Origin of the sequence: Sorangium sp. So ce375 (assembly GCF_051473855.1) — a bacterium.
Lineage (GTDB): Bacteria > Myxococcota_A > Polyangia > Polyangiales > Polyangiaceae > Sorangium.
The window spans coordinates 6,198,698-6,219,481 of record NZ_CP150335.1; the positions used below are offsets into that span (position 1 = coordinate 6,198,698).

The following is a 20,784-nucleotide window of genomic DNA, read 5'->3' on the forward strand; positions in this document are numbered from 1 at the left end:
GTTACGCGCTCATGCGCGAGGGTGTGCCCGCCGGTACGCGGCGCGCACGTGGTCGTCGGCGAGGTGCGTGTAGATCTCGGTCGTCACGACGTTCGCATGACCGAGGAGCGCCTGGACGCTCCGGAGATCGGCGCCCCCCTCGAGCAGGTGCGTCGCGAAGGAGTGGCGGAGCTTGTGCGGCGAGCTCGGCTTGGCGATGCCGACGGCGCGCGCATATCCGCCGAGGAGCTTCCACACCGCCTGCCTTGTGAGCGGCCCGCCGCGCGGGGAGAGGAACAGCACCTGGGTCGCCGCGCTGCGCGGGTGCGTGGCGCGCAGCTCCAGGTAGGCGTCGATGGCGGCGAGCGCCGGCTCGCCGAGCGGCACGAGCCGCCGCTTTCCTCCCTTGCCGAGCGCCATCACGATCCCTTTGCGCCGGTCGATGTCCGCGATCTTGAGCCGCACCACCTCGCTGACGCGCAGGCCGGCCGCGTACATCACGTGGAGCATCGCGCGATCGCGCAGCCCCTTGAACGTCCCCTGCTCGGGCGCGTCGATGAGGAGCGCGATCTCGTCGAACGAGAGCACCTTGGGCAGCCGCCGCCCCACCCGAGGTCGCTCGACCAGCGCGCACGGATCCCGCTCGATGCGGTGCTCCCGGAGCAGGAAGCGGATGAACCCGCGGACCGCGGAGAGGTGGCGCGCGGCCGAGCTGGCGCTGATGCCCGCCTGGCCGAGCGCGACCAGGTAGGTGCCGATCAGCGCCTGGTCGAGGCCTTCGACGGTCGTGATCCCGCTCGCCTCCGCATGGGCGACGAGCTTGGCGAGATCGTGGCCGTACGCCTCGAGCGTCAGGGGCGCCAGAGCCCGCTCGACGCGAAGGTGATCCAGGTAGGCGTCCACCCAGGTCGCTAGGTCCACAGCCAACGGTACTTCGAAAGCGGCGACGTGCGCCAGAAAGCCGGGCCGGTGCGAATCTGACCAGAGCGACCAGAGCGACCAGAGCGACCAGAACGCCCAGAACGGCAATGCGTCTTTCTCCCTTCCGGCGTTTCACCTCCCCGTCCTGGTTCCAGCCGGACGCGGAATGCGTCACAGTGGGCCTCGTGGTGTCAGCCTTCGAGGTCATCGAGCCCCGCGGAGCGGAAAGCCCGGTGCTCGTCGAGGTACCGCACGCGGGTGTCCACATGGATCCCGAGTCGCTGTCCTGGACCATCGCGCCGGCGCGCAGCATCGGGCGCGACGCGGACCTGTACGTCGACGCGCTCTTCCAGGACGCTCCGGCCGAGGGGGCGACGCTCTTGTTCTCCAGGATGAGCCGGCTCGTCGTCGATCTCAACCGGAGCGAGGCCGACTGCGACGGCGACGCGGTCGAGGGCGGCGGCCGGGCGCCGTACCCGCGGGGGCTCATCTGGCGCATGACGACGGAAGGCGAGCCCATCCTTGCCGCGCGGCTCCCGCGACGCGAGGTGGAGCGCCGGCTCGACCGCTTCTATCGCCCGTACCACGGCGCGCTCAGCGCGCTCCTCGCCCGCAAGCGCGAGCGCTTCGGCTTCGCGATCCTCCTCTGCGCCCACTCGATGCCGAGCCAGAGCCGCCGCGGCCACGCCGAGGGCGCGGTCGGTCGTGCCGACATCGTCCCAGGCACGCGCGGGCGGACGACCGCCGCGAGCATGGTGATCGACGCGGTCGATCACCATGCGCGCGCCTGCGGCTTCTCCGTGCGCCATGATGACCCCTACAAAGGGGGCTTCAGCACCGCCCACTACGGCCAGCCGCACCGTGCCGTCCACGCCGTGCAGATCGAGATTGCACGCCGGCTGTACATGGACGAGCAATCCCTCGCCATGGATGGGCAAGGATTCCCTGCCGTGCGAGACTTCGGGCGCACCCTGGTCGCGCGGCTCACCTCAGCCGAGCTGCTCGGTCAGCTCCGCAGCAGCATTCCCTTCGACGCCCGTGAGATCTGATCCAGCTCCATCAATGGAAAAGCCTTTCGGAGAGGCGAGCCGCGACCGCCCGCCAGCGAGCCGTCGCGCGATCGCCGAACGGGAAAAGGCAGCACCAGCCCAGCCGGAGGGCTCCCCAGCCGGCGACAGCCCGGCCGAACGCGTCCAGGAAGGGCCCGCTGCGGCGCCGATCGGCCCCGCTCCGGTCGATCGGCTCCGAGAGTCGAGCCCGGTCATCCCGGGCGATGCGCCGCCCCCGAGCACGCGTGAGACGGTCACCAAGCCGCTGCTCGCGTCCGAAGCGCTCATGGAGGACCTGGCGCCGATGCGCCCGGCGCAGGACGCGGCGCGCGTCTGGTGCGCCGCGGTGGGCGTCGGCTTTCTTCTGCTCGGCGGCCTGTCGATCGCGGGGCTCCGCCCGGACGGCGTGGTCGCGGGGCCGCCCGCGTTCGTTCTGGGCATCGTCGCGTTGTTCACCGCGCTCACGTCGGTGAGCTACCGACAACGCGCCATCGCCATGGTGGTGCTCGGCGCGATCGCGACCGTCATCGGCCTCCAGAGCGCCGGGACCGCCGTCGGCTGGGGGACCGCCCGGGCCGTCGCGGCGATAGCGCTCCCGGCGGCGCTCGTCTTCCGGTCTCGTTACAGGGCCTACACCGGCGCGCGCTGGCTGCTCGTCGCGGCGTTCCTTGTCGCGCTCCCATCGTTCGGGCACGCGATCGTACAGCTCGCCCTGCACGATCCACACTTGGGCCAGCTCGGCGCGTTGATCGTGATCTTGGCGGTCCTGTCCAGCCTTACCGGCTTCATGGGCGCGGAGACGACGGGCGCCGGGTCGTTCCTTGCCGTCGCCGTGGTGCTCGCCTTCACGGTCGACCTGGTCGTCGGCAGGCTCGCGCTGCTCGGCGCCTTCTCGCCCCGGGACATCGTGAGCGTGCTCTCCGCGGGGCTGGCGTTCGCCGCGACCTCCGCCATCACGAGCCTCGGCCTGTTCCAGATCCTGGCTTGGCGCCTGGCCGCCGACGCCCGGCGAATCGATCTGCACTCGCACCGCCCCGACCACGACAAGGACGGGCGGGACCGGCGGCCGCCCTCAGGCGGCGAGTGGCTGACCTAGGCCACGCGTAGGACAGCGCGCAGCGCCTCCGGGATACCGACGGTACAGGCTCATCCTGTCGGGTCACGCCCTTCGCTATCCCCGGTCCGCTTCGTGTCCGCCCGGCGGCTGGCGTGCGACCGGGCGAGGCGAATGAGCTCTCGCAGACAGAGATTTCCAGCGCGCCGGGGCGAAGAACCCCCGGTGAACGCTTGACATGTCCCCCGGCTTCCTTCACTTTCCCGCGCTCCCGAGCCCCCCTGCTCCCCCGCGCAGGGCGTGCGCCCGGCCAGCATGTTCGATTTACGGTCGGGGCACCGAGGCAGGTCCCCTTCCAACCGAGGACGTCATGGCGAAGAGCGACATCACTGGGAAGCGGAAGCTTCTGGCGCAGAATGTCTCCCACTCCAACATCAAGACGAAGCGCTGGCAGCTCGTGAACATCCAGACCCGACGCGTCTGGGTCCCCGAGCTCAACCGCTTCGTGAAGCTCAACCTCACGACGCGCGACATCCGCACGATCGACAAGATCGGCGTCGTCGCCTACGCGAAGCGCCACGGCGTCGCGCTCTAGGCCCAGCGTCGGCGCGACAGCCACGATGCTGGCCGCCGCTTCGCGGCCAGACGCGCGTCGCGCCCCGCTCTCACCCCTCTCGGGGTGCGCCCCGCTCCAGTCCCCATCCTCAGAAGTGCAGCGTGCGCGACGGCACGCGCCTCGTGCAGCTGGCGCGAGCCGCCAGGCGTCAGCCGCGCGCTCGGCCGAAGCAGACGGTGCGCACCGGCGCGCTGCGCCTCGTCTTGGCGTCAGCGCTCGTCCACGGCGCCCTCGATGGCCCGTGTCGCGTGGCCGGCAGGAGGCGCTGACAAAACCCGCGCGGCCGACCCGCTTGAGCCTAGGTCGGCCGATCCCAGCTGAGCCCGTCGCGGCTCATTGCTCTGCCGGCTGCGTCCCTGCCCCTGCCATGAAGCCGGCTGCGAGGTTCGCCGTACGTGCGTCGCGCTCGTCACGCAAGACGGCGAGGGCTCCGTCGGCGCCCAGCTTCGTGCGGACGTCATGGAGAGCGGCTTCGAGCGCGGTGCCGCCGAGGAGCGCGCCGAGGACGTTCACCTCGAGCTTGGGCTTGCCTGTCAGCGCGATCGCCGCCGCGAAGGCGCTGCGCTGGAGGATGGCGATCGGCGCGGCCGCGGGCAGGGGCGTGCCGGGGGCGAGGCGCGTGATCCCGCGACGCACCGGGACGGCGTCGCGGCCGAGCACGATCTCGAGCTCGGGCACGGTGATGCCATCCTCGGTGCGCGTGTAGGCGAGCGCTGCGACCGTGCCCCAGCCGTCGCAGGCGACGATGGCGTCCGTGGGTCGCACCAGATCGCCGACCGGCCACGGCGCCTGGAGCGCGGTCGCGCCCTCCGCGATCGTGGTCGACGCGGCTTCCACCTCGGCCGGGACCGCTTCCACGAGATCCTCGGCGGTCAGCGTCCCGCCGGCGACCGGCCCGCCGACGGCCAGCAGCGCCCTCTCCACATCGCGCGCCCGGAGCGCCACCGCGCCGAGCGAGCCGACCTCGCGGAGCAGCGCGGCGCGCCCGCTCGCACCGGCGCGCTCGGCCGCGACCACGCCGGAGCGAACCAGCTCGCGGAGGCGAGCGCGCCCGAGGTAGCCGTGCAGCAGGACCAGCATGCCGAGCGAGCGCGGAACAGCGACGTGCGCGGCCTCCGGAACGCTCTGCCCATCGACGAACCCGCGCGGCCGCGGCGCGCCGCGACCAGGCTGGATCGCCCGTCCATCGAACGCCCTCGCGCCCACGCCGACACCGGCCGCCAGCGCGACGGCGGGCGCGAGCAGCACGTCGGGCTGCGCCCCAGCTGCGGCGAAGAAGCCGGCGACGATCGCGTCGATCGCGCTGCCGGAGGACTCGAGCGTGGCCCGAGCGGCCGAGGCCGCAAAGGCATCGCTCGCGGTAGCCGCCGCGCCGCGGATCACTGCTCCTCGTCCTCGGCGACGAGGGTGCTCGGCATAGGCATGGTAGGCCTTACCACAGCCGACGCTGTCGAGCGATCGGGCGTGCGCGCGAGCGCCGCCGCGAGCAGCGACTTGATCTGCAGCGCGCGGTCGCCCTCGACGACGAGGAACACCTCCCGCCGTCCGCGAAGGCGCTCGGCGACACGATCGAGCGCGGCCGCTCCCATCGACGAGGACCTCCCGAGCGCGCGCAGCCGCGTGTAGACGATCGGTCCAGGCGGCGGTGCGTCCCGGGCCACGTCGAGCACCGGGATGACCTTCGCGGCGCGCGCGGTCGCGACGATGTCGTCGCGCTCCCAGATCCCGGAGGGCTCCCAGCAGCGCACGACCCCTTCGGCGGGCAGGCGCTCGAAGAGCGCCGCGAGCTTCTTGCGGTTGCTCGCCGTCGGCCGGAGCGACGCCGGCGTCTGGAGCAGGACGCACCGCGCCTCCAGCACGGCCGCCACCTCGAGCGAGGCCGAGAGCGCCTCGTCGAGCTCGCGCCCGCCGGCGAGCTCGCCGACCACGCGCGGCAGCACCACGCTGAAGACGAAGCCTGGCGGCACCGCCTTGCGCCATTTGCGCAGCGTCGTCGCGCGAGGCAGCGACGTATCGAGCGGGCGGAGCTCGACCAGATCGAACCGATCTTTGTACTTCTGGATATCGCCCTTGAGCGAGGGCAGTCCGACGAGGAGGCGGGCCATCAGCGCGGACTCTTAACCCAGCTTGCGCGCCGATGCAGCGCGTGGCCGACGGCGGCGCGATTTCTCATTTGAGGCTCAAAATCCTTGATTTATTCGAAGTGGAACCACTGCGTCGGGTTGTCCCGGAGGAAACGCTCCATCTCCGCCGTGATCTGCCGCGCCGCCTCGTCGAGCTCGGACGATCCCGGCCGTCGGGGCAGCGAGATGGGCGGAGCGATGCAGATCTCGTAGGCCATGAAGCCGGTCCGCCGCGTGAACACCGGAACGATCGGCGCGCCGCTCACCGCGGCGAGCTGAAGCGGACCCTCCGGGACGCGCCAGGGCTTCCCGAAGAGCTCGACGTCGCGCCCGCGCATGCCGGACGGAAGTCGATCGATCTGGATGGCCACGACGCCCTGCCGTCGCAGGTGCGCGAGCAGCGGGAGCACCGCGAGCGGATCGTCGGCCACGTGCTGCATCCGTACGCCGACCCGATCGCGCGTGCCGTCCTGGATGGCCTGCGCTCGCTGGTCACGCTCGCGCTGCATGACGACCAGCACGTCGGCGGTGTGCACCGAGCGCAGCAGCGGCGCGGCGGCCTGCCAGCCGCCGGTGTGGGCCGTGACGACGATCACCCCACGGCCGCGCCGGAACGCGTTCGTGAAGTGCTCGTCGTTCACGCACAGGCCGGTGAGCCGATCAGGACGGCTGCTGCCCGCGATGAACGCGTCCGTGAGGCAGCTGGCGAAGTTGATGAACACCCGGGCGACGTCGCGGTACTCGTCGAGCGTCCCCCGGTCTCCGAGGGCCAGCCGCAGGTTCCTGCGCACGGCCCTCCGCTGCTCCGGCAACACCGCGCCGACGACGAGGCCGAACAGCGCGGGGCTGTGCCGGACGAGGAGGTCCGGGCCGTAGGTCACGCCAGCGTCGACGGCGCGCCGCCAGAGGACGGAATCGTGGTGGCGTAGATCGTCGAGGAGCGCTCGGAGCCTGGAGGGGAGATCCACGTTGATGCTCGTGCGCGCGGCGTCTTGCCGGCGGACACCGTAGCGGATCATCGGGCGCCCGCGAAGAGCGCCCGAGCACCGCCGCGCTTCCGCGCCACGATCGATCGCGGCGGGCGCAGCGGCTCAACCTGCACCGGAACCCTCGCTCGGCCCGTCATGTCCCGACGCGCCCGCGCTCGCCGGCTCGCCGCCCCCGGCGTGGCTCATCCCCCACGCGGCGACGGCGCGCACCGCGGGGTCGTCGTGGGCGAGCGCCGCGACGAGCGCGCGCTTCGCGCTCGCCGCGGCCGCGCCCTCTGCGCCGCGCGCCAGCCGGTTCGCAGCGACGATCGTCGCGTTCCTGGCGAGCCCGCCGCGTCGCGCGCGCCGGACCGGCGTCCCGACGGTCAGCGCGTCGAACCCTTGCTCATCGAGCGAGACGAGGTCGTCGACGTCCCGCGCTTCCCATCGGGCCAGAGGATGGAACGGCGCGGTGCGCTCGAGGGGCGCGGGCGCGGTCCTGTTGAAGGGGCAGACCTCCTGGCAGACATCGCAGCCGAAGAGGTGCTCGCCCATGCCGGACCGCAACGCCTCGGCCGGCGCGCTCCGCTGCTCGATCGTCAGGTACGCCACGCAGCGCCGCGGGTCGAGCACGAAGGGCCGATCGAACGCCTGCGTCGGGCACGCGTCGAGGCAGCGCGTGCACGAGCCGCAGCGCTCCGCGATGGGCACGTCGGGCACGAGCTCCAGGGTGGTCACCACCTCGCCGAGCAGCTGGTAACTCCCCTGCCCTGGCGTGATGATCAGCCCGTTCTTGCCGACGAAGCCGATGCCGGCGCGCGCCGCCCACACGCGCTCCATCACCGGCTCGACGTCGCAGAGCGGCCGCGCGAGGACGGACGGCCCGAGCGATCGGATGAACGCAGCGAGCCTCCGCAGCCGCCGCTTCAGGTGGTTGTGATAGTCCTGCCCGCGCGCGTACCGCGCCACGCTCTGCGCGAGCGGAGGGTCGCGCCCCTCGCTCTCCTTGGGCCGGGCATACCTGCGGCCGACGCACACGACCGAGCGAGCTCCTTCGAGGATCGCGCTGGTGTCGAGCCGGCGCCGCTGCTCCGCGTACTCCGCGAGGTAACCCATCTCCCCGTGCATGCCGCGCGCGACGAACTCCAGATACCGCGCGTGCTCGACCCCGAGCGGCTCGTCCGCTCGCGCGACGCCGACGACATCGAAGCCGAGCGCGAGCGCCTGCTCACGCACCAGCCGGTCGGGCGTCGATCGCGCCGCGCTCGCCTCTCCAGCTGGACGACGGGCATCGCGCTCGCTCATGGCGGGAGGATGGACCGGAACAGCGCGGGGCGGTGCTGGCTTCACGCTCGGCTACCGCGCGCCACGCGAGCTCACCCGGAGTGCCGGTCGCCGAGCAGCCGATCGAGCGTGATCGCGCACGCCGCGCGCACGCTCAGGTGGTTGTAGCCGGTGCTCGCCTCCGCCCGGATCGGCTCGATCCGGAGGTCGGCATCGGCGATGACCTCTGGCGCGAGGCCCCAGCCCGTCCCGAACAGGATCAGCACCGGGCCGCTCGCCTGCGCGAGGCGCGCGCGGGTCGCTGCGTAGCTCGTCACCGGGAGCCCTCGCGAGGCCGCCGCGGTCGTCCAGACCTCGACGCCGCCCCGGCCTGCGCTGCTCAGCGCGGAGTACACGTCGTCCAGGCTGGGGACCACGCTCAGCACGTCGAGCGCGACCGCGCGATCCGGGATCCGGCGCTTGCCGGATCCGATCACCCAGTGCTCCCTGATCCGCTCGGCCAGCGCGCGCTGAGCGGCGACCGGGTGAACGACGAAGAGCCGCTCTGCCCCGTACGTGCGCGCGCTCCGCGCGATGTCGTGCAGGTCGAGGTTCGTGATCGCCGTGGTCACGGTCTCCCCGGACCGGTCGAGCACCGGGTAGTGAACGAGCGCGAGCGCGAGCCTCATCGCCGGGCCTCGCCGCTCTCATCCGGCGGTGGCTCTCCCCCCCGCGCCTTGCGCCAGAGGTCCGGCCTGCGCTGCGCCGTGCGCAGCTCGGCCTCCGCTCGCCGCCAGCGAGCGATGGCCGCGTGGTTTCCTTGCTGCAGCACGTCGGGCACCTTGTGCCCGCGGAACTCCGCGGGGCGTGTGTATTGCGGGTACTCCAGGAGCCCTGACAGCGCCGGGCTGTGAGACTCGTGCTCCGCCGACACGGCGTTTCCCAGCACCCCCGGGAGCAGGCGCACGCACGCGTCGATCACCGCCATCGCCGCCACCTCGCCGCCCGTCATCACGAAGTCGCCCAGCGAGATCTCCTCATCGACGAACGCGCGCACGCGCTCGTCGAACCCCTCGTAGCGACCGCAGACGAGCGCGACCGCAGGGCGCGCAGCGAGCTCGATGGCCTTTTCCTGGCGGAAGGGCTGCCCCTGCGGCGTGAGCAGCACCCGATGCGCGCGAGGCGCAGGCCCCGCGGGCGCAGCCGCCTCGGCCCCGTGCGTCGCGCTCGACGCTCCGCCTCCGGCGGCGGTTTCGTCGAGCGCCTCCATGCAGTGGACGATGCAGTCGACGCGCATCACCATGCCGGACCCGCCGCCGTAGGGCGTGTCATCCACGCTCCGATGCCGGCCGAGGCCGAACTCGCGCGGGCTCCGCGTCCGCACGGCGAGCGCGCCCGAGGCGAGCGCGCGCCCGACCATGCCGATCGCCAGGAACCCCTCGAACAGCTCGGGAAACAGGGTGACTACGTCGATGCGCATCGAACTTGCCGCGGCGGGCTCTCTCGCGTGGACGGCGGCTCAGACCAGGCCTTCCAGCGTCGCCAGCTGGACGATCTGCTGATCCGCGTCCACGCTGCTGACAAAGCTCTCGGTCAGCGGGATCTCGATGGAATCTGCGCCCTGCCTCTCGACGACGAGGACATCGCACGTCGGATACGACTGGAGCGACTTCACGTGCCCGAGCAGGTCGCCGTCGGGCGTCATCACGCGCGCACCTTCGACGTCGCACGCGTAGAACTCCCCTTCGGAGAGGGGCGCGAACGCGTCCCGCGGCACGCACACGGCCGCGCCGCGCAGGGCCTCGGCCGCGTCTCGGTCGTCGACGCCGGCCAGCCGCACGAGCAGCGCCTTGTCGACAGGCCGCGTCGCGACGATCTTCGCGTCTCGGGCAGAGCCGTCGGCAAGGCGCAGCCTGATCGGCGGGCGCGTGAGGAGCAGGTCGGACGCCTCGTTGTAGAGGCGCAGCCTTAGCTCCCCCTGGACACCGTGCGGACGGGAGACATCCGCGACGGGAACGTAGCGTCGCTCCACGTCGGGCTCGTCTCAGTCGAGGATGTCGAGGTGCGCGCGCCGCCCCGACTTGCTCGCGGCGGCGCTCAGCAACGTCCTGATCGACTGGGCGGTGCGCCCGTCCTTGCCGATCACCTTGCCGATGTCCTCACGCGCGACCGTCAGCTCGATCCGGGGGAAGCGATCGCCCGCGACCTCGCGCACGACGACCCGGTCCGGCTGATCGACGAGCGCGCGAGCGACGAGCGCGACGAGATCGACCAGCGGAGACGTCGAAGCGGCCATGCTACTTCGCGGCGTCCGCGGGAGCGGCCGCCTGGGCCAGCCCAGGGTGCTTCAGGAGCAGCGCCACCGTGTGCGTGGGCTGGGCGCCGTTCGAGATCCAGTGCTTCACGCGGGGCACGTCGAGGCGGATCTCGGTCCTGCGCGGATCGTACGTGCCCAGCCGCTCGATGAACCTGCCGCCGCGCGGGCTGCGCTGGTCGGCGACGACGATGCGGTAGAAGGGCGTCTTCTTGGTGCCCGCGCGGGCGAGGCGAATATGAACGGCCATCTGTAGAACCTCGATCGATATGGAAGAGCCCGTGCCCACGTTGTGCACGGCCTGCTCTAGAGGCGCCGGAGCGTAGCTCGTTCAGTGCTCGGCGCCAGAAGTGGGGGCGCAACCTAGGCGAAGATCCCGCCGTGGGTCAACCCCGCACGAACAGGGCGTGTCTACGGAGGGTCGACTTTTTGGCAACCGCGGCAACCGCGGCGAGCGCGACGGGTCCGGTCCGCCCCGTCGCCAGCCGTCCTTACCGGACGAACTGGACGGGGCAGGTTGGCGCGCGCGGAGCCGAGTTCCGCGTCCACGTACGGTCGCCAATTCTGTGGAATGTGCGAGGAAAGCGGTGTTCGTCTCGGGGAGACGTCGTCCTGGACTCGCCGTTTGGAGCGACCCTTCCAGGGAATTCACGCGGGGGCGCGTGCTACACGGGGCGTCAGCCTAGATCGAGGATGATGACGCCCCGGTTGGGATCGTCCTCTTCCGAGTCCGGAAGACGACGAGGTGCAGGGTAGCGTTCGATCGGCAGCTCGAGGCGCGGTCGAATTTCTTCTCTTCTGGACCGATCCTTCTCTTCTTCGCGCTGCCGTATTTGCTCGATGATGAACGGAGGAAGCATCGACTAACCCCTCCACCTCGTAGAGTGCTCGGCTGAATTGGTGGAACGAGGTCTGCGAGAAAGCACCCCGCTCTTAAAAGCGAATCTAGCAATGTGGGATGGCGGGTCAAGGTTATCGGTCGGGCCGACAGTGGTATGTTCGCGGCGCTCATGACGCGGCACGGCGCATGGTTTGCGCGCGCATCCTCATGGTCCGGCTCTAGCTCCAGCTACGGTTCCGGTTCCGGTTCTGGGTCTGGCTCCAGTTCTGGTTCCGGTTCCGAACTCGACCGGGAGGATCTGCGTCGGCCGGTGCGCTGGCGGGTCACATCCTGCTCCTTCCTGGCCACGCTGGTCGCGCTGATGGCGCTGCTTGCGCCCGCCCGAGCAGCGGGCGCTGCGTTCGACGTGAACGATCCGAGCTGGGAAGGCTGCTCGGAGCTCCTCGAGATCGCGCGCGCGGAGCTCGGGGTCGCGAGGGTCCACCCCGTCGCTGTGCTCGACTGGAGCCAGGTCGGCCCCGAGGACGGCATCCTGGTCCTCCACCCGCTGCAAGCGCTCGACGCGGAGGAGACGACCTCCTTCATGAAGGCCGGCGGGCGGCTCGCCATCGTCGACGATTTCGGCCGCGGCGACGACACGCTCCGGCGGTTCCAGATCGAGCGCGTCCCGACGCCAGCCCGGCCGCTCGCCGCGCTCCGAAACCGTCCCTCCCTCGCGATCGCGGAGCCGATCGCCGACACCGTCGGGGGCCACTCCGTCGGCCGGCACCCCGTCGTCAGCCACGTGGAGCGGCTCGTCACGAACCACGCGACCGGCCTCCGGCATCCGAACCTCTCGCCCGTGCTGCGCATCCGCGCCGTCGGCGAGCCGGACGTGATCCTCGCCGTCGCTGGCCAGGTCGGCAAGGGCCGGCTCTTCGCGATGGGCGACCCGTCCGCGCTGATGAACATGATGCTCCGGTACCCGGGCAACCGCGCGTTCGCCTCGGGCCTGACCCGCTACCTCGTCGACGAGGACGGGGCCCAGCCGCGCCGCGGGCGGCTCCACATCGTCGCGAACCGGTTCGATGAAGAGGGCTCGTTCGGCGGCGAGACGTCGCTCCGCAAGGACTTCGACGCGCAGGTCAAGGCGCTCGCGAGCGCCGTCGAGGACGCCCGCCGCGACGGGCTTCCCGGCGGCGCCCTCCTCGCGCTCGCGGCGCTCGCGGGCCTCGGCCTCGCGATCTGGACCGCGCGCGCCTCGGCGAAGCCCTACCGCAGCCCGCTCCCTCGCTACGCCCGTCCGACGCCGCTCGTCGCGCAGGGAGGCGCAGCCGGGCGCTTCGCCGTGCTCGCCGCCCCCTCGTCCCCGCGCGGGCTCGCGTTCCTCGAGCTGAAGAGCGCCCTGTTCGAGGCGCTGTCCTTGCGGTTCGGTCTCGAGGCGAATCCGGCGCAGGAGACGGTCGCGCGGCTCGTGGCCCGAGAGGGATCTCTTGACGAACGAGCCCTCTCGGCCTTCAAGGAAGTCCTGGGCACCATGTACCGAGTCGAAGCCTCCGTCGTCGCCGGCAAGCCGGCGAACGTGTCCAGGCTCGCGCTCTTGCACGCCGCCGACGTCGTGCGGAAGGTCCTCGCCGCCTGCGGCGCCGACGGCCGGAAGCCACCGCGCGGACATCACCCCGGCGCCCCCACCGATCCAGCGGCGGCGTCCACGTCACCCACCGACGCGAAGCTCGCAACACCACCCACTGACAAAGGCGCTCGATGAACCAGGTTCAGGCCGTCGCCGTCGACGAAATCTCCGCGGCCAAGGAGCGGATCGAGGCGGTCCGGCGGGAGATCACGCGCGTTTACATCGGATCGCCGCGCGCGATCGATCTCATGCTCACCGCCCTGCTCGCGCAAGGGCACGTGCTGCTGGAGGGCGTCCCCGGCGTCGCGAAGACCACGCTGGTCAAGGCGTTCGCGGCCGCGCTGGGCGCGTCGGTCCGGCGGATCCAGTTCACGCCCGACCTCCTGCCCGCCGACATCACGGGGACGTATGTCCTGTCGCCCAAGGAGGGGACCTTCACGCTTCGCCCCGGTCCGATCTTCGCGAACCTCGTGCTCGCCGATGAGATCAACCGCGCCCCGGCGAAGACCCAGTCGGCCCTCCTCGAGGCGATGCAGGAGCGGCAGGTGACGATCGAGGGCGATCGCTTCGAGCTGCCGTCGCCCTTCATGGTGCTGGCGACGCAGAACCCGATCGATCTCGAGGGGACCTACCCGCTGCCCGAGGCGCAGATCGACCGGTTCCTCATCCGCGTGAGCCTCGGCTACCCCCAGCACAAGGACGAGGTCGCGATGCTCCGCGCGCACAACGTCGAGCCGCCGCGGGCGCGAGCGACGCTCTCGGTCCAGGACCTCCTCATGCTGCAGGGCGTCGCGCGAAGGATCCACGTCGAGGAGGATCTGTACGAGTACGCGGTGAACCTCACCGCGTTCACGCGGACACACCCTCGCGTGCTGCTCGGCGCGTCGCCGCGGGCCACGCTCGCGCTGGTCCAGGCGGCAAAGGCGGCCGCGGTGATCGGCGGGCGCCCGTTCGTCACGCCGGACGACGTGCGCGGCATGGCGCCAGCGACGCTGGCCCACCGCCTGGTGCTCGTACCCGAGGCCGACGTGGACCCCAAGGCGCGCGACACGGTCATCGACGAAGCGGTTCAGCGCGTGGGTTACCGGCGCGCGGCGCGGCCGGCGTAGATCCGCATGCAGCTCTACCCCACGCGCACTGCAGCCCACCTGGCCATCGCCGGCGTCGCGGTCATGGGCGCCGGGCTCATCGCGCGCGAGCCGGCGATCGTCGGCTGGGGCGGGGCGATCCTGGTCGCGATCGCGCTCGCTCGAGGCGTGACGCTGGTGTCGGTGGCGCGCATCCGCGCGGCCGGGTTCGAGATGCTCTGGGGCGGCTCGCGGCGGATCCTCCGCTCCGCGCGGGGAGGCACGGTGGAGATCGAGGCCGAGGTTCGGAACCGCGACACCCTCGCGGCTCGCTACGTCAAGCTGCGCACGATCGCCTCGTCGCAGCTCGACGTCCGCATCGAGCCGAACCGCGGCGAGGTCTCCGCCTCGGGGCGGCTCAAGGTGAAGGTCATCGTGCGAACGCCGCGCGTCGGCCAGCACGGGCTCCACGGGCTCGCGCTCGAGGTGCACGGCGCCCCGGGCCTCTTCGAGGTACCCCTGACCTTCGCGAACCCCTACGGGATCGAGGTGCTCCCGCGGCCCTTCATGGCGTACCTGACGCAGCCGCGCGGAGGGCGAAGCCACCTCCTCGCCGCCTCCGGCAAGCCCGGGCGCGTACGCGGCGAAGGAGACGACCTGCGCGAGCTGCGCGAGCACCAGCCGGGGGACCCGTTCCGGAAGATCGCGTGGAAGGCGAGCGCGCGCCGGGGCACACTGCTCGTGCGGGAGTTCGAGCGCGAGGAGCGGGATGTGGTCTGGATCCTCGTCGACGCGGCGGTGGAGCTCTGGGCGGGCCCGCTCGGCCGCGCCCCGCTCGATCTCATGATCGACGAGGCCTCGGCCATCGCAACGAGGCACCTCGGGCGCGGCGATCGCGTCGGGCTCATCATCCTGGCGCCCGGTCCGCGCGTGACGATCGCGCCCGATCACGGCCCAGGGCATGGCCAGAAGATCGCGCACGCGCTCACCGTCGGGTGCGGCACGTACGACGCGGATCGGAGCGAGCTCGACGAGGCGGACGTCGCGGCGCGCGTCATCGAGCACCTCAGGCCGCTCGACGCGCGAGGGCTGGACGACCTGCGCCGCGGCGATCTCGATCGGCTCGCCGCCCGCGCGGAGTCGATGCGCGCGCGTGCGCCGTTCTCGGCCCCGGCCCCGCTCGGGCGCTCGCAGCGCGAACGCACGCTGCGCCGCTACCTCGCGAGCTACGGCATCGAGTCGCCCGCGCGCTCCGAGCCCGATCGGCGCGATCCCGCCGTGTCGGTCGCGGAGTCGCTCACCCACATCGCTCGCACAAAGCCGCGCGCGAGCATGGTCTACGTCCTCGCGTCGCCTCCCGCCGACGCGCAGCTGAGCCAGCTCTCGGAGGCCGTGCGACGGCTCTCGCGGAAGGCTGTCCACGTGGTGTGGACGCTCCCCGATCTCGAGCCAGGGCTCGGTCCGCCCTGGGACGCGCCGCGGCAGCAGGAAAGCGATGGGGACGAGGAGCAGAAGGGCCTCACGCCAGCCGACAAGGCATTCCAGGAGCTCGCGCCGATCGCGGCCGAGGCGGTGCTCATCCGCGCCCGGGTGGCGCAGACCCGCCGCGAAGCCGTGCTCCGCAGGGTCGGCGTGCGCGTGGTGCGGCTCCGCGCGACGGCCGCGCCGAGCAGAGCCGCGGACCCAGCCCACGACCGGGCGCACCCACCGCAGATTTGAGGACGGGCGATGTCGATCGCAGAGCTGTTGCGCACACGTGGCCTCTCCCCGAAGAAGGGGTTCGGGCAGAACTTCCTCGTCGACGTCGATGCCGCGCGCCGGATCGCCGAAGCGGCCACAGCGACGGAGGGCGGCGCGGTGCTCGAGATCGGAGCAGGGCTCGGCGCGCTCACGCGGCCCCTCCTCGATCGCGCCGCGCACGTCGTCGCCATCGAGCGCGATCGCGACCTCGTCCCGATCCTCCGCGAGCAGCTCGCTGACCCGCTCGCGGGCGGCCGCCTGACGCTGCTCGAGGCCGACGCCGCGCAGGTCGACTGGGTCGGCGCGCTCTCCGGCCACGCGCGCCCGCACGCGGTGGCGGGCAACCTCCCGTACCAGCTCACGGGCCGGCTCCTCGAGCAGGCGACCACCGTCGCGCATCAGATCGATCGCGCGGTGTTCATGGTGCAGCTCGAGGTCGCGGAGCGCCTCGTCGCCGCCCCGGGCAGCGGCGACTACGGCGCGCTCTCGGTCTTCGTGCAGGCCGCGTTCGACGTGCGCCGCCTCCTGATCGCGCGCGCCGGCGCGTTCTATCCGAGGCCCGAGGTCGACTCCGCCGTCGTCGTCCTGACGCCGTGGCGCCCGCGGCGCGCCGAGGAGACGGACGCCTTCCGCGCCGCCGTGCGCGCCGCGTTCTCGGCCCGCCGCAAGACGCTGCGGAACGCCTGGAAGAACCTCTATGGCTGGTCCTCCCAGGAGCTGGAGCGCCACGCGAAGGACGCCGGCATCTCGCTCGACGCGCGCGGCGAGACGCTCAGCGTGGAGGCGTTTGCGCGGATCGCCGCCGCCAGCGGCCGCTGAGCGCCCGCTGCGCGCGCGCCTCCTCTCCGCAGAGCGATCGCGAATGAACGCCGCGTCCGGAGCCCAAGTCCCGAGAGAACTCGGCCCGGATCCACGCGTGTCCGCAGCGACGCAGCAGTCAAAAATCCGGCAGAATTTCTGGTAGACGGCACTAGTCGGACGCGCAGGTCCGTGCTAGTGGGCCCCGCGACTCGTCAAAGCACGTACGAGGAGGGCTCCCGCTCCATGGTTGTTGGAAAGATCACCCAGGTCATTGGACCAGTCGTCGACGTCGATTTCCCGTCTGGCCAGCTGCCCAGGATTCTGAACGCGCTCAAGGTGAGCAACCCGAGCATCTCGGCCGAGCCCGACAACCTCGTGCTCGAGGTCGCCCAGCACCTCGGCGAGTCCTCGGTGCGCACGATCGCGATGGACTCCACCGACGGCCTCGTACGTGGGTTGGAGGTCCGTGACACGGGCAAGCCCATCATGGTGCCGGTCGGCAACGAGTGCCTCGGCCGGATCCTGAACGTCGTCGGTGTGCCGATCGACGAGGCCGGCCCCGTGCACGCCAAGAAGATGGCGCCGATCCACAGGGAGCCGCCCCCGTTCATCGAGCAGTCGACCAAGGTCGAGGTCTTCGAGACGGGCATCAAGGTCATCGACCTGATCGCCCCCTACCGCAAGGGCGGCAAGATCGGCCTCTTCGGAGGCGCCGGCGTCGGCAAGACCGTGCTCATCCTGGAGCTCATCAACAACGTCGCGAAGGCGCACGGCGGCGTATCCGTCTTCGCCGGCGTCGGCGAGCGGACGCGCGAGGGCAACGACCTCTTCCTCGAGATGAGCGAGTCGAAGCTCGCGGACGGCAGCCCCGTCATCTCGAAGGCCGCGCTGATCTACGGCCAGATGAACGAGCCCCCGGGCGCTCGCTCCCGCGTCGCGCTCTCGGCGCTCGCCGTGGCCGAGCACTTCCGCGACGAGGAAGGGCAGGACGTCCTCCTGTTCGTGGACAACATCTTCCGGTTCACCCAGGCCGGCTCCGAGGTGAGCGCGCTCCTCGGGCGCATCCCGAGCGCCGTCGGTTACCAGCCGACGCTCTCGACGGAGATGGGCGCCTTCCAGGAGCGCATCACCTCGACGACCAAGGGCTCCGTGACCAGCGTCCAGGCGATCTACGTCCCTGCCGACGACCTGACCGACCCCGCCCCGGCCACGGCCTTCGCCCACCTCGACGCCACGACCGTGCTGTCGCGCGCGATCTCGGAGCTCGGCATCTACCCGGCCGTCGATCCGCTCGACTCGAACTCGACGATGCTCGATCCCCAGATCGTCGGCGAGAAGCACTACTCCGTCGCGCGGCGCGTTCAGCAGACGCTGCAGCGCTACAAGGATCTCCAGGACATCATCGCGATCCTCGGCATGGACGAGCTCAGCGAGGACGACAAGCTCGTCGTGGCGCGCGCCCGCAGGATCCAGAAGTTCCTGTCGCAGCCGTTCTTCGTCGCCGCCCAGTTCACCGGGCTCGAGGGCAAGCTCGTGCCGCTCAAGGACACGATCGCGGGCTTCGAGGAGATCCTCGACGGCAAGCTCGACCATGTCGCGGAGCAGGACTTCTACCTGGTAGGCGGCATCGAGGACGTGAAGGCTCGCGCTTCGCAGAGAGCGTCCTGACGCAGCCATGGCCGACACAATCCTCCTCGAGATCGTGACGCCGACCGGTGTCGCGCTGCGCGAGCACGTCACGGACGTGACCGCGCCGAGCGTCGCCGGCGAGTTCGGAGTGCTCCCGGGGCACCTCCCGCTGCTCGCCGCCCTCCGGACCGGCCTCGTGACCTACCACCAGAACGGCCAGGAGCACCGCCTGGCCGTTCACCATGGCTTCGTCGAGGTCGCCGACGACACCGCGCTGCTCCTCACCGAGCGCTTCGCGGTGAAGGACGACGTCGACGTCGTGAGGGTGCGCCTCCGGCTGAAGGAGGTCGATACCGAGCTCGACCACTGGCAAGGCGACCTGACTGATCCGCGCCGCCGGGCGCTTATCGAAGAGGAGCAGTGGCTCGCCACCGAGCTCGAGCTCATCGGCGATCCGCCCCCTCCGATGGTCCGCGAAGACACGCGGTTCCTGGCCGACCACGCCGAGGCGCCGCCGGTTGAAGAGATGGTCGAGGCATCCCAGCCCGACGAGAGCCTCACAGACCACAAGAAGCCCGGCTCTCCGTTCCCCGATCCGAAGTGACGTCCCTGGCGGCTACCGCCTTGCACGTGCGGCCGCCGCACAGGACACTGGTCTCCACACAGGCCGCGAGGGACTGGGAGGCCTCCCCCTTCGCGAGCTACCCGCACCGTCGAGGCGCTGGCGCGGACGACGCCACGCCGTCTCAGTCCACCCGTGATGATCTGCGGGCCCCGCACGCACGGAGCCCCCAAGGCAGCCCATGATCTCTCCGGAGACGATCGCGCTCGTGAAAGAGCGCACGGATCTCGTAGCGCTCATCGGCGAAAGCGTGCGCCTCACCCGCCGAGGGCACTCCTTCACCGGGCTCTGCCCCTTCCACAAGGAAAAGACGCCCAGCTTCCACGTGAACCCGAACCGCGGGTTCTACCATTGCTTCGGCTGCAAGGAGACCGGCAGCGCCATCGACTTCGTGATGAAGCTCGAAGGCCGGACGTTCGCCGAGGCGGTGCGCGCGCTCGCCGAGCGCGCCGGCATCGAGGTGGCGGAGTCGCTGACCGAGGCCGAGCGGCGCGAGGCGCAGGCGGTGCGCAGGTCGAAGGACGACCTCTACGCCGTCAACCACCTCGCCGCGACGTTCTTCGAGCACAGCCTCCGCGGGGGGCCGGGCAGCGCTCCGCACCCGCTCGCGCGCTACGCTCACGAGGAGCTCCAGCGGCGCGGCTTGCCCCTCCGCGACGGCGATGGAGCCGCCGATCCGATCGCCGACGCCCTCCAGGCGTTCCGGATCGGCTACGCCCCGTTCGGCTGGGACGGGCTCTCGACCTACCTGCGACAGCAAGGCATCTCCCCGGTCCTCGGGGAGCGCGTCGGGCTCCTCGTGCCGCGCTCGTCCGGCAGCGGACACTACGACCGCTTCCGGCACCGGCTCATGTTCGCCGTGACCGACGTGATGGGCCGGGTGATCGCGTTCAGCGGGCGCGCGCTGCCCGATCCCAGCCCTTCCGAGCTCTCGTCGCTCGGCCTCACCGGCCCCGCGCCGCAGGCCGACGGCGCGCCGGCGAAGTACATCAACAGCCCCGAGTCGCCGATCTACACGAAGGGGGAGCACCTCTTCGGCCTGTACCAGGCGCGCCAGGCGATCCGGCAGCGCGGCGAGGCGATCCTCGTGGAAGGCAACTTCGACGTCGTCGCGCTCCACGCGCGCGGCATCGGCCACGCGATCGCGCCGCTCGGGACCGCCTTCACGCCCGGACAGGCGAAGCTCATCAAGCGCTTCGCGCCCGTGGCCATCCTGCTCTTCGACGGCGACGCGGCCGGCAAGAAGGCCACGCGCGCGGCGCGCTCCCCGTGCCGCGAGGCCGGGCTCAGCGCGCGCGTCGCCGTGCTGCCTTCCGGCGTCGATCCGGACGACCTCGCGCGCAAGCACGGCCCGGAGGCGGTCGCTCGCATCGTCAAGGCGGCGCGCGGCCTGCTCGAGCACCTCATCGACGAGGCGCTCGACGGCGACAGCTTCGGAGGCTCGTCGCTGCCCGAGCAGCTCGCCCGCGTGCGCGCCGTGACCGCGCTGCTCGCCGAAGAAGACGACCCGAACCTCAGGATGATGGCGAAGCTCTACGCCGATCGCCTCTCCTCGAAGCTCGTGATCGGCGGCCGCTCGCCCGACGACCTCCGGCAGCTGGAGCGCGTCGTCGAGGAGTCCCTCTCCCGCCCGCGGAGCCAGCCCACCCGCGAGATCACCCCCTCCGGACAGACGACCGAGACGTGGGAGCACGCGCGCTCACGCGCCCAGAATCACGAGGTAAGCCTCGAGATCCTGGGCTCGATCCTCGATTTTCCCGAGCTCCTGGCCGACGACGAGCTGCAGACAGCGCTCGAGTGCCTCGAAGGTGACGTCGCCCTAGCGATTGTTGCGGCGCGTCAAAATTTCACTTCTGAAATGGGCCTTGCCGCCAGCGAATTTCTTGCGCAAGTCCCGGCTCCGATCCATTCATTCGCGGCTGGACGGCTGGTCTCGCCTGTCTTCGAAGCGGCCTCAACGGCCAAGGCGACGCTCTTGGAGAATTCACAAAAGTTGAGCAGGCAAGCCCTGGCGCGACAAAAAGCAGCCATCGTGAGCCAGCTCCAGAAGAGCGCGGTCGACGCTGATGCTGAAAACGCTTTGCTGCGTGACCTATTCCAGCGAAGAGCGGGGGGGCTCGGTCTTCCTTGATGCGTTCCGGGTCGCCTCGCCTGGCGGCCCGACGTGCGTGATCCCTAGAGTTTA

21 protein-coding genes are annotated in these 20,784 nt (G+C 71.3%); 10 read left to right on the plus strand and 11 right to left on the minus strand.

Features of this window, described 5'->3' with window-relative positions:
* Nucleotides 1-9: 9 nt before the first annotated feature.
* Entirely contained in the window at nucleotides 10-900 is an 891-nt protein-coding gene (gene xerD / locus WME90_RS22890; protein WP_437283645.1) for a site-specific tyrosine recombinase XerD, read from the minus strand.
* A 233-nt stretch (nucleotides 901-1,133) separates the two neighbouring features.
* On the opposite strand from xerD, the gene WME90_RS22895 reads away from it, so the two are divergent.
* The 3 genes from WME90_RS22895 to rpmB all read left to right on the plus strand — a co-directional run bounded on the left by WME90_RS22895 (nucleotide 1,134) and on the right by rpmB (nucleotide 3,598).
* Entirely contained in the window at nucleotides 1,134-1,949 is an 816-nt protein-coding gene (locus WME90_RS22895; RefSeq protein WP_437283303.1) for an N-formylglutamate amidohydrolase, read from the plus strand.
* A 13-nt stretch (nucleotides 1,950-1,962) separates the two neighbouring features.
* Nucleotides 1,963-3,045 (plus strand): hypothetical protein, encoded by a 1,083-nt coding sequence (locus tag WME90_RS22900; protein WP_437283304.1) that lies wholly within the window; start codon nucleotides 1,963-1,965, stop codon nucleotides 3,043-3,045.
* 328 nt (nucleotides 3,046-3,373) lie between these two features.
* A complete protein-coding gene (gene rpmB, locus WME90_RS22905) occupies nucleotides 3,374-3,598 on the plus strand; it encodes a 50S ribosomal protein L28 (RefSeq protein ID WP_061608570.1) in 225 nt (74 codons plus the stop codon).
* Nucleotides 3,599-3,952: 354 nt separating this feature from the next.
* Here the strand turns inward: rpmB and WME90_RS22910 are convergent, their stop codons facing one another.
* The 10 genes from WME90_RS22910 to WME90_RS22955 form a co-directional block, all read right to left on the minus strand.
* Nucleotides 3,953-5,002, minus strand: coding sequence for a hypothetical protein (locus WME90_RS22910; RefSeq protein WP_437283305.1), 1,050 nt, complete (start codon nucleotides 5,000-5,002; stop codon nucleotides 3,953-3,955).
* Entirely contained in the window at nucleotides 4,999-5,724 is a 726-nt protein-coding gene (locus WME90_RS22915; RefSeq protein ID WP_437283306.1) for a DUF72 domain-containing protein, read from the minus strand. The genes WME90_RS22910 and WME90_RS22915 overlap by 4 nt, the downstream gene beginning before the upstream one ends.
* Nucleotides 5,725-5,813: 89 nt before the next feature.
* A complete protein-coding gene (locus WME90_RS22920) occupies nucleotides 5,814-6,761 on the minus strand; it encodes a lysophospholipid acyltransferase family protein (RefSeq protein WP_437283307.1) in 948 nt (315 codons plus the stop codon).
* A 72-nt stretch (nucleotides 6,762-6,833) separates the two neighbouring features.
* A complete protein-coding gene (gene queG / locus WME90_RS22925; protein ID WP_437283308.1) occupies nucleotides 6,834-8,015 on the minus strand; it encodes a tRNA epoxyqueuosine(34) reductase QueG in 1,182 nt (393 codons plus the stop codon).
* A gap of 71 nt (nucleotides 8,016-8,086) precedes the next feature.
* Nucleotides 8,087-8,662 carry an RNA methyltransferase gene (locus tag WME90_RS22930; protein WP_437283309.1) on the minus strand — a complete coding sequence of 192 codons (576 nt, stop codon included), beginning with the start codon at nucleotides 8,660-8,662 and terminating at the stop codon, nucleotides 8,087-8,089.
* Nucleotides 8,659-9,453, minus strand: a complete 795-nt coding sequence (gene trmD, locus WME90_RS22935; RefSeq protein ID WP_437283310.1) for a tRNA (guanosine(37)-N1)-methyltransferase TrmD — start codon at nucleotides 9,451-9,453, stop codon at nucleotides 8,659-8,661. The genes WME90_RS22930 and trmD overlap by 4 nt, the downstream gene beginning before the upstream one ends.
* A 39-nt stretch (nucleotides 9,454-9,492) precedes the next feature.
* A complete protein-coding gene (rimM, locus tag WME90_RS22940; RefSeq protein ID WP_437283311.1) occupies nucleotides 9,493-10,005 on the minus strand; it encodes a ribosome maturation factor RimM in 513 nt (170 codons plus the stop codon).
* Nucleotides 10,006-10,017: 12 nt separating this feature from the next.
* Nucleotides 10,018-10,269, minus strand: a complete 252-nt coding sequence (locus WME90_RS22945) for a KH domain-containing protein (protein ID WP_437283312.1) — start codon at nucleotides 10,267-10,269, stop codon at nucleotides 10,018-10,020.
* Between the two features lies 1 nt (nucleotide 10,270).
* Nucleotides 10,271-10,537, minus strand: a complete 267-nt coding sequence (gene rpsP, locus WME90_RS22950; RefSeq protein WP_437283313.1) for a 30S ribosomal protein S16 — start codon at nucleotides 10,535-10,537, stop codon at nucleotides 10,271-10,273.
* A gap of 427 nt (nucleotides 10,538-10,964) precedes the next feature.
* Nucleotides 10,965-11,147, minus strand: coding sequence for a hypothetical protein (locus WME90_RS22955; protein WP_157906850.1), 183 nt, complete (start codon nucleotides 11,145-11,147; stop codon nucleotides 10,965-10,967).
* A 291-nt stretch (nucleotides 11,148-11,438) separates the two neighbouring features.
* On the opposite strand from WME90_RS22955, the gene WME90_RS22960 reads away from it, so the two are divergent.
* From WME90_RS22960 to dnaG, 7 genes are all read left to right on the plus strand, one after another.
* Entirely contained in the window at nucleotides 11,439-12,875 is a 1,437-nt protein-coding gene (locus WME90_RS22960; protein ID WP_437283314.1) for a DUF4350 domain-containing protein, read from the plus strand.
* A complete protein-coding gene (locus WME90_RS22965; protein ID WP_437283315.1) occupies nucleotides 12,872-13,849 on the plus strand; it encodes an AAA family ATPase in 978 nt (325 codons plus the stop codon). Before WME90_RS22960 ends, WME90_RS22965 begins: the two co-directional genes overlap by 4 nt.
* Nucleotides 13,850-13,855: 6 nt before the next feature.
* Nucleotides 13,856-15,526, plus strand: a complete 1,671-nt coding sequence (locus WME90_RS22970) for a DUF58 domain-containing protein (protein WP_437283316.1) — start codon at nucleotides 13,856-13,858, stop codon at nucleotides 15,524-15,526.
* A 9-nt stretch (nucleotides 15,527-15,535) separates the two neighbouring features.
* Nucleotides 15,536-16,366, plus strand: coding sequence for a 16S rRNA (adenine(1518)-N(6)/adenine(1519)-N(6))-dimethyltransferase RsmA (rsmA, locus tag WME90_RS22975; protein ID WP_437283317.1), 831 nt, complete (start codon nucleotides 15,536-15,538; stop codon nucleotides 16,364-16,366).
* 225 nt (nucleotides 16,367-16,591) lie between these two features.
* On the plus strand, nucleotides 16,592-18,016 hold the full coding sequence (gene atpD, locus WME90_RS22980) for a F0F1 ATP synthase subunit beta (protein WP_437283318.1): 1,425 nt from the start codon (nucleotides 16,592-16,594) through the stop codon (nucleotides 18,014-18,016).
* Nucleotides 18,017-18,023: 7 nt separating this feature from the next.
* A complete protein-coding gene (atpC, locus tag WME90_RS22985; RefSeq protein WP_437283319.1) occupies nucleotides 18,024-18,581 on the plus strand; it encodes an ATP synthase F1 subunit epsilon in 558 nt (185 codons plus the stop codon).
* Nucleotides 18,582-18,780: 199 nt separating this feature from the next.
* Complete coding sequence (gene dnaG / locus WME90_RS22990; RefSeq protein WP_437283320.1) at nucleotides 18,781-20,730, plus strand: DNA primase; 1,950 nt, start codon at nucleotides 18,781-18,783, stop codon at nucleotides 20,728-20,730.
* The last annotated feature ends 54 nt before the right edge of the window (nucleotides 20,731-20,784 follow it).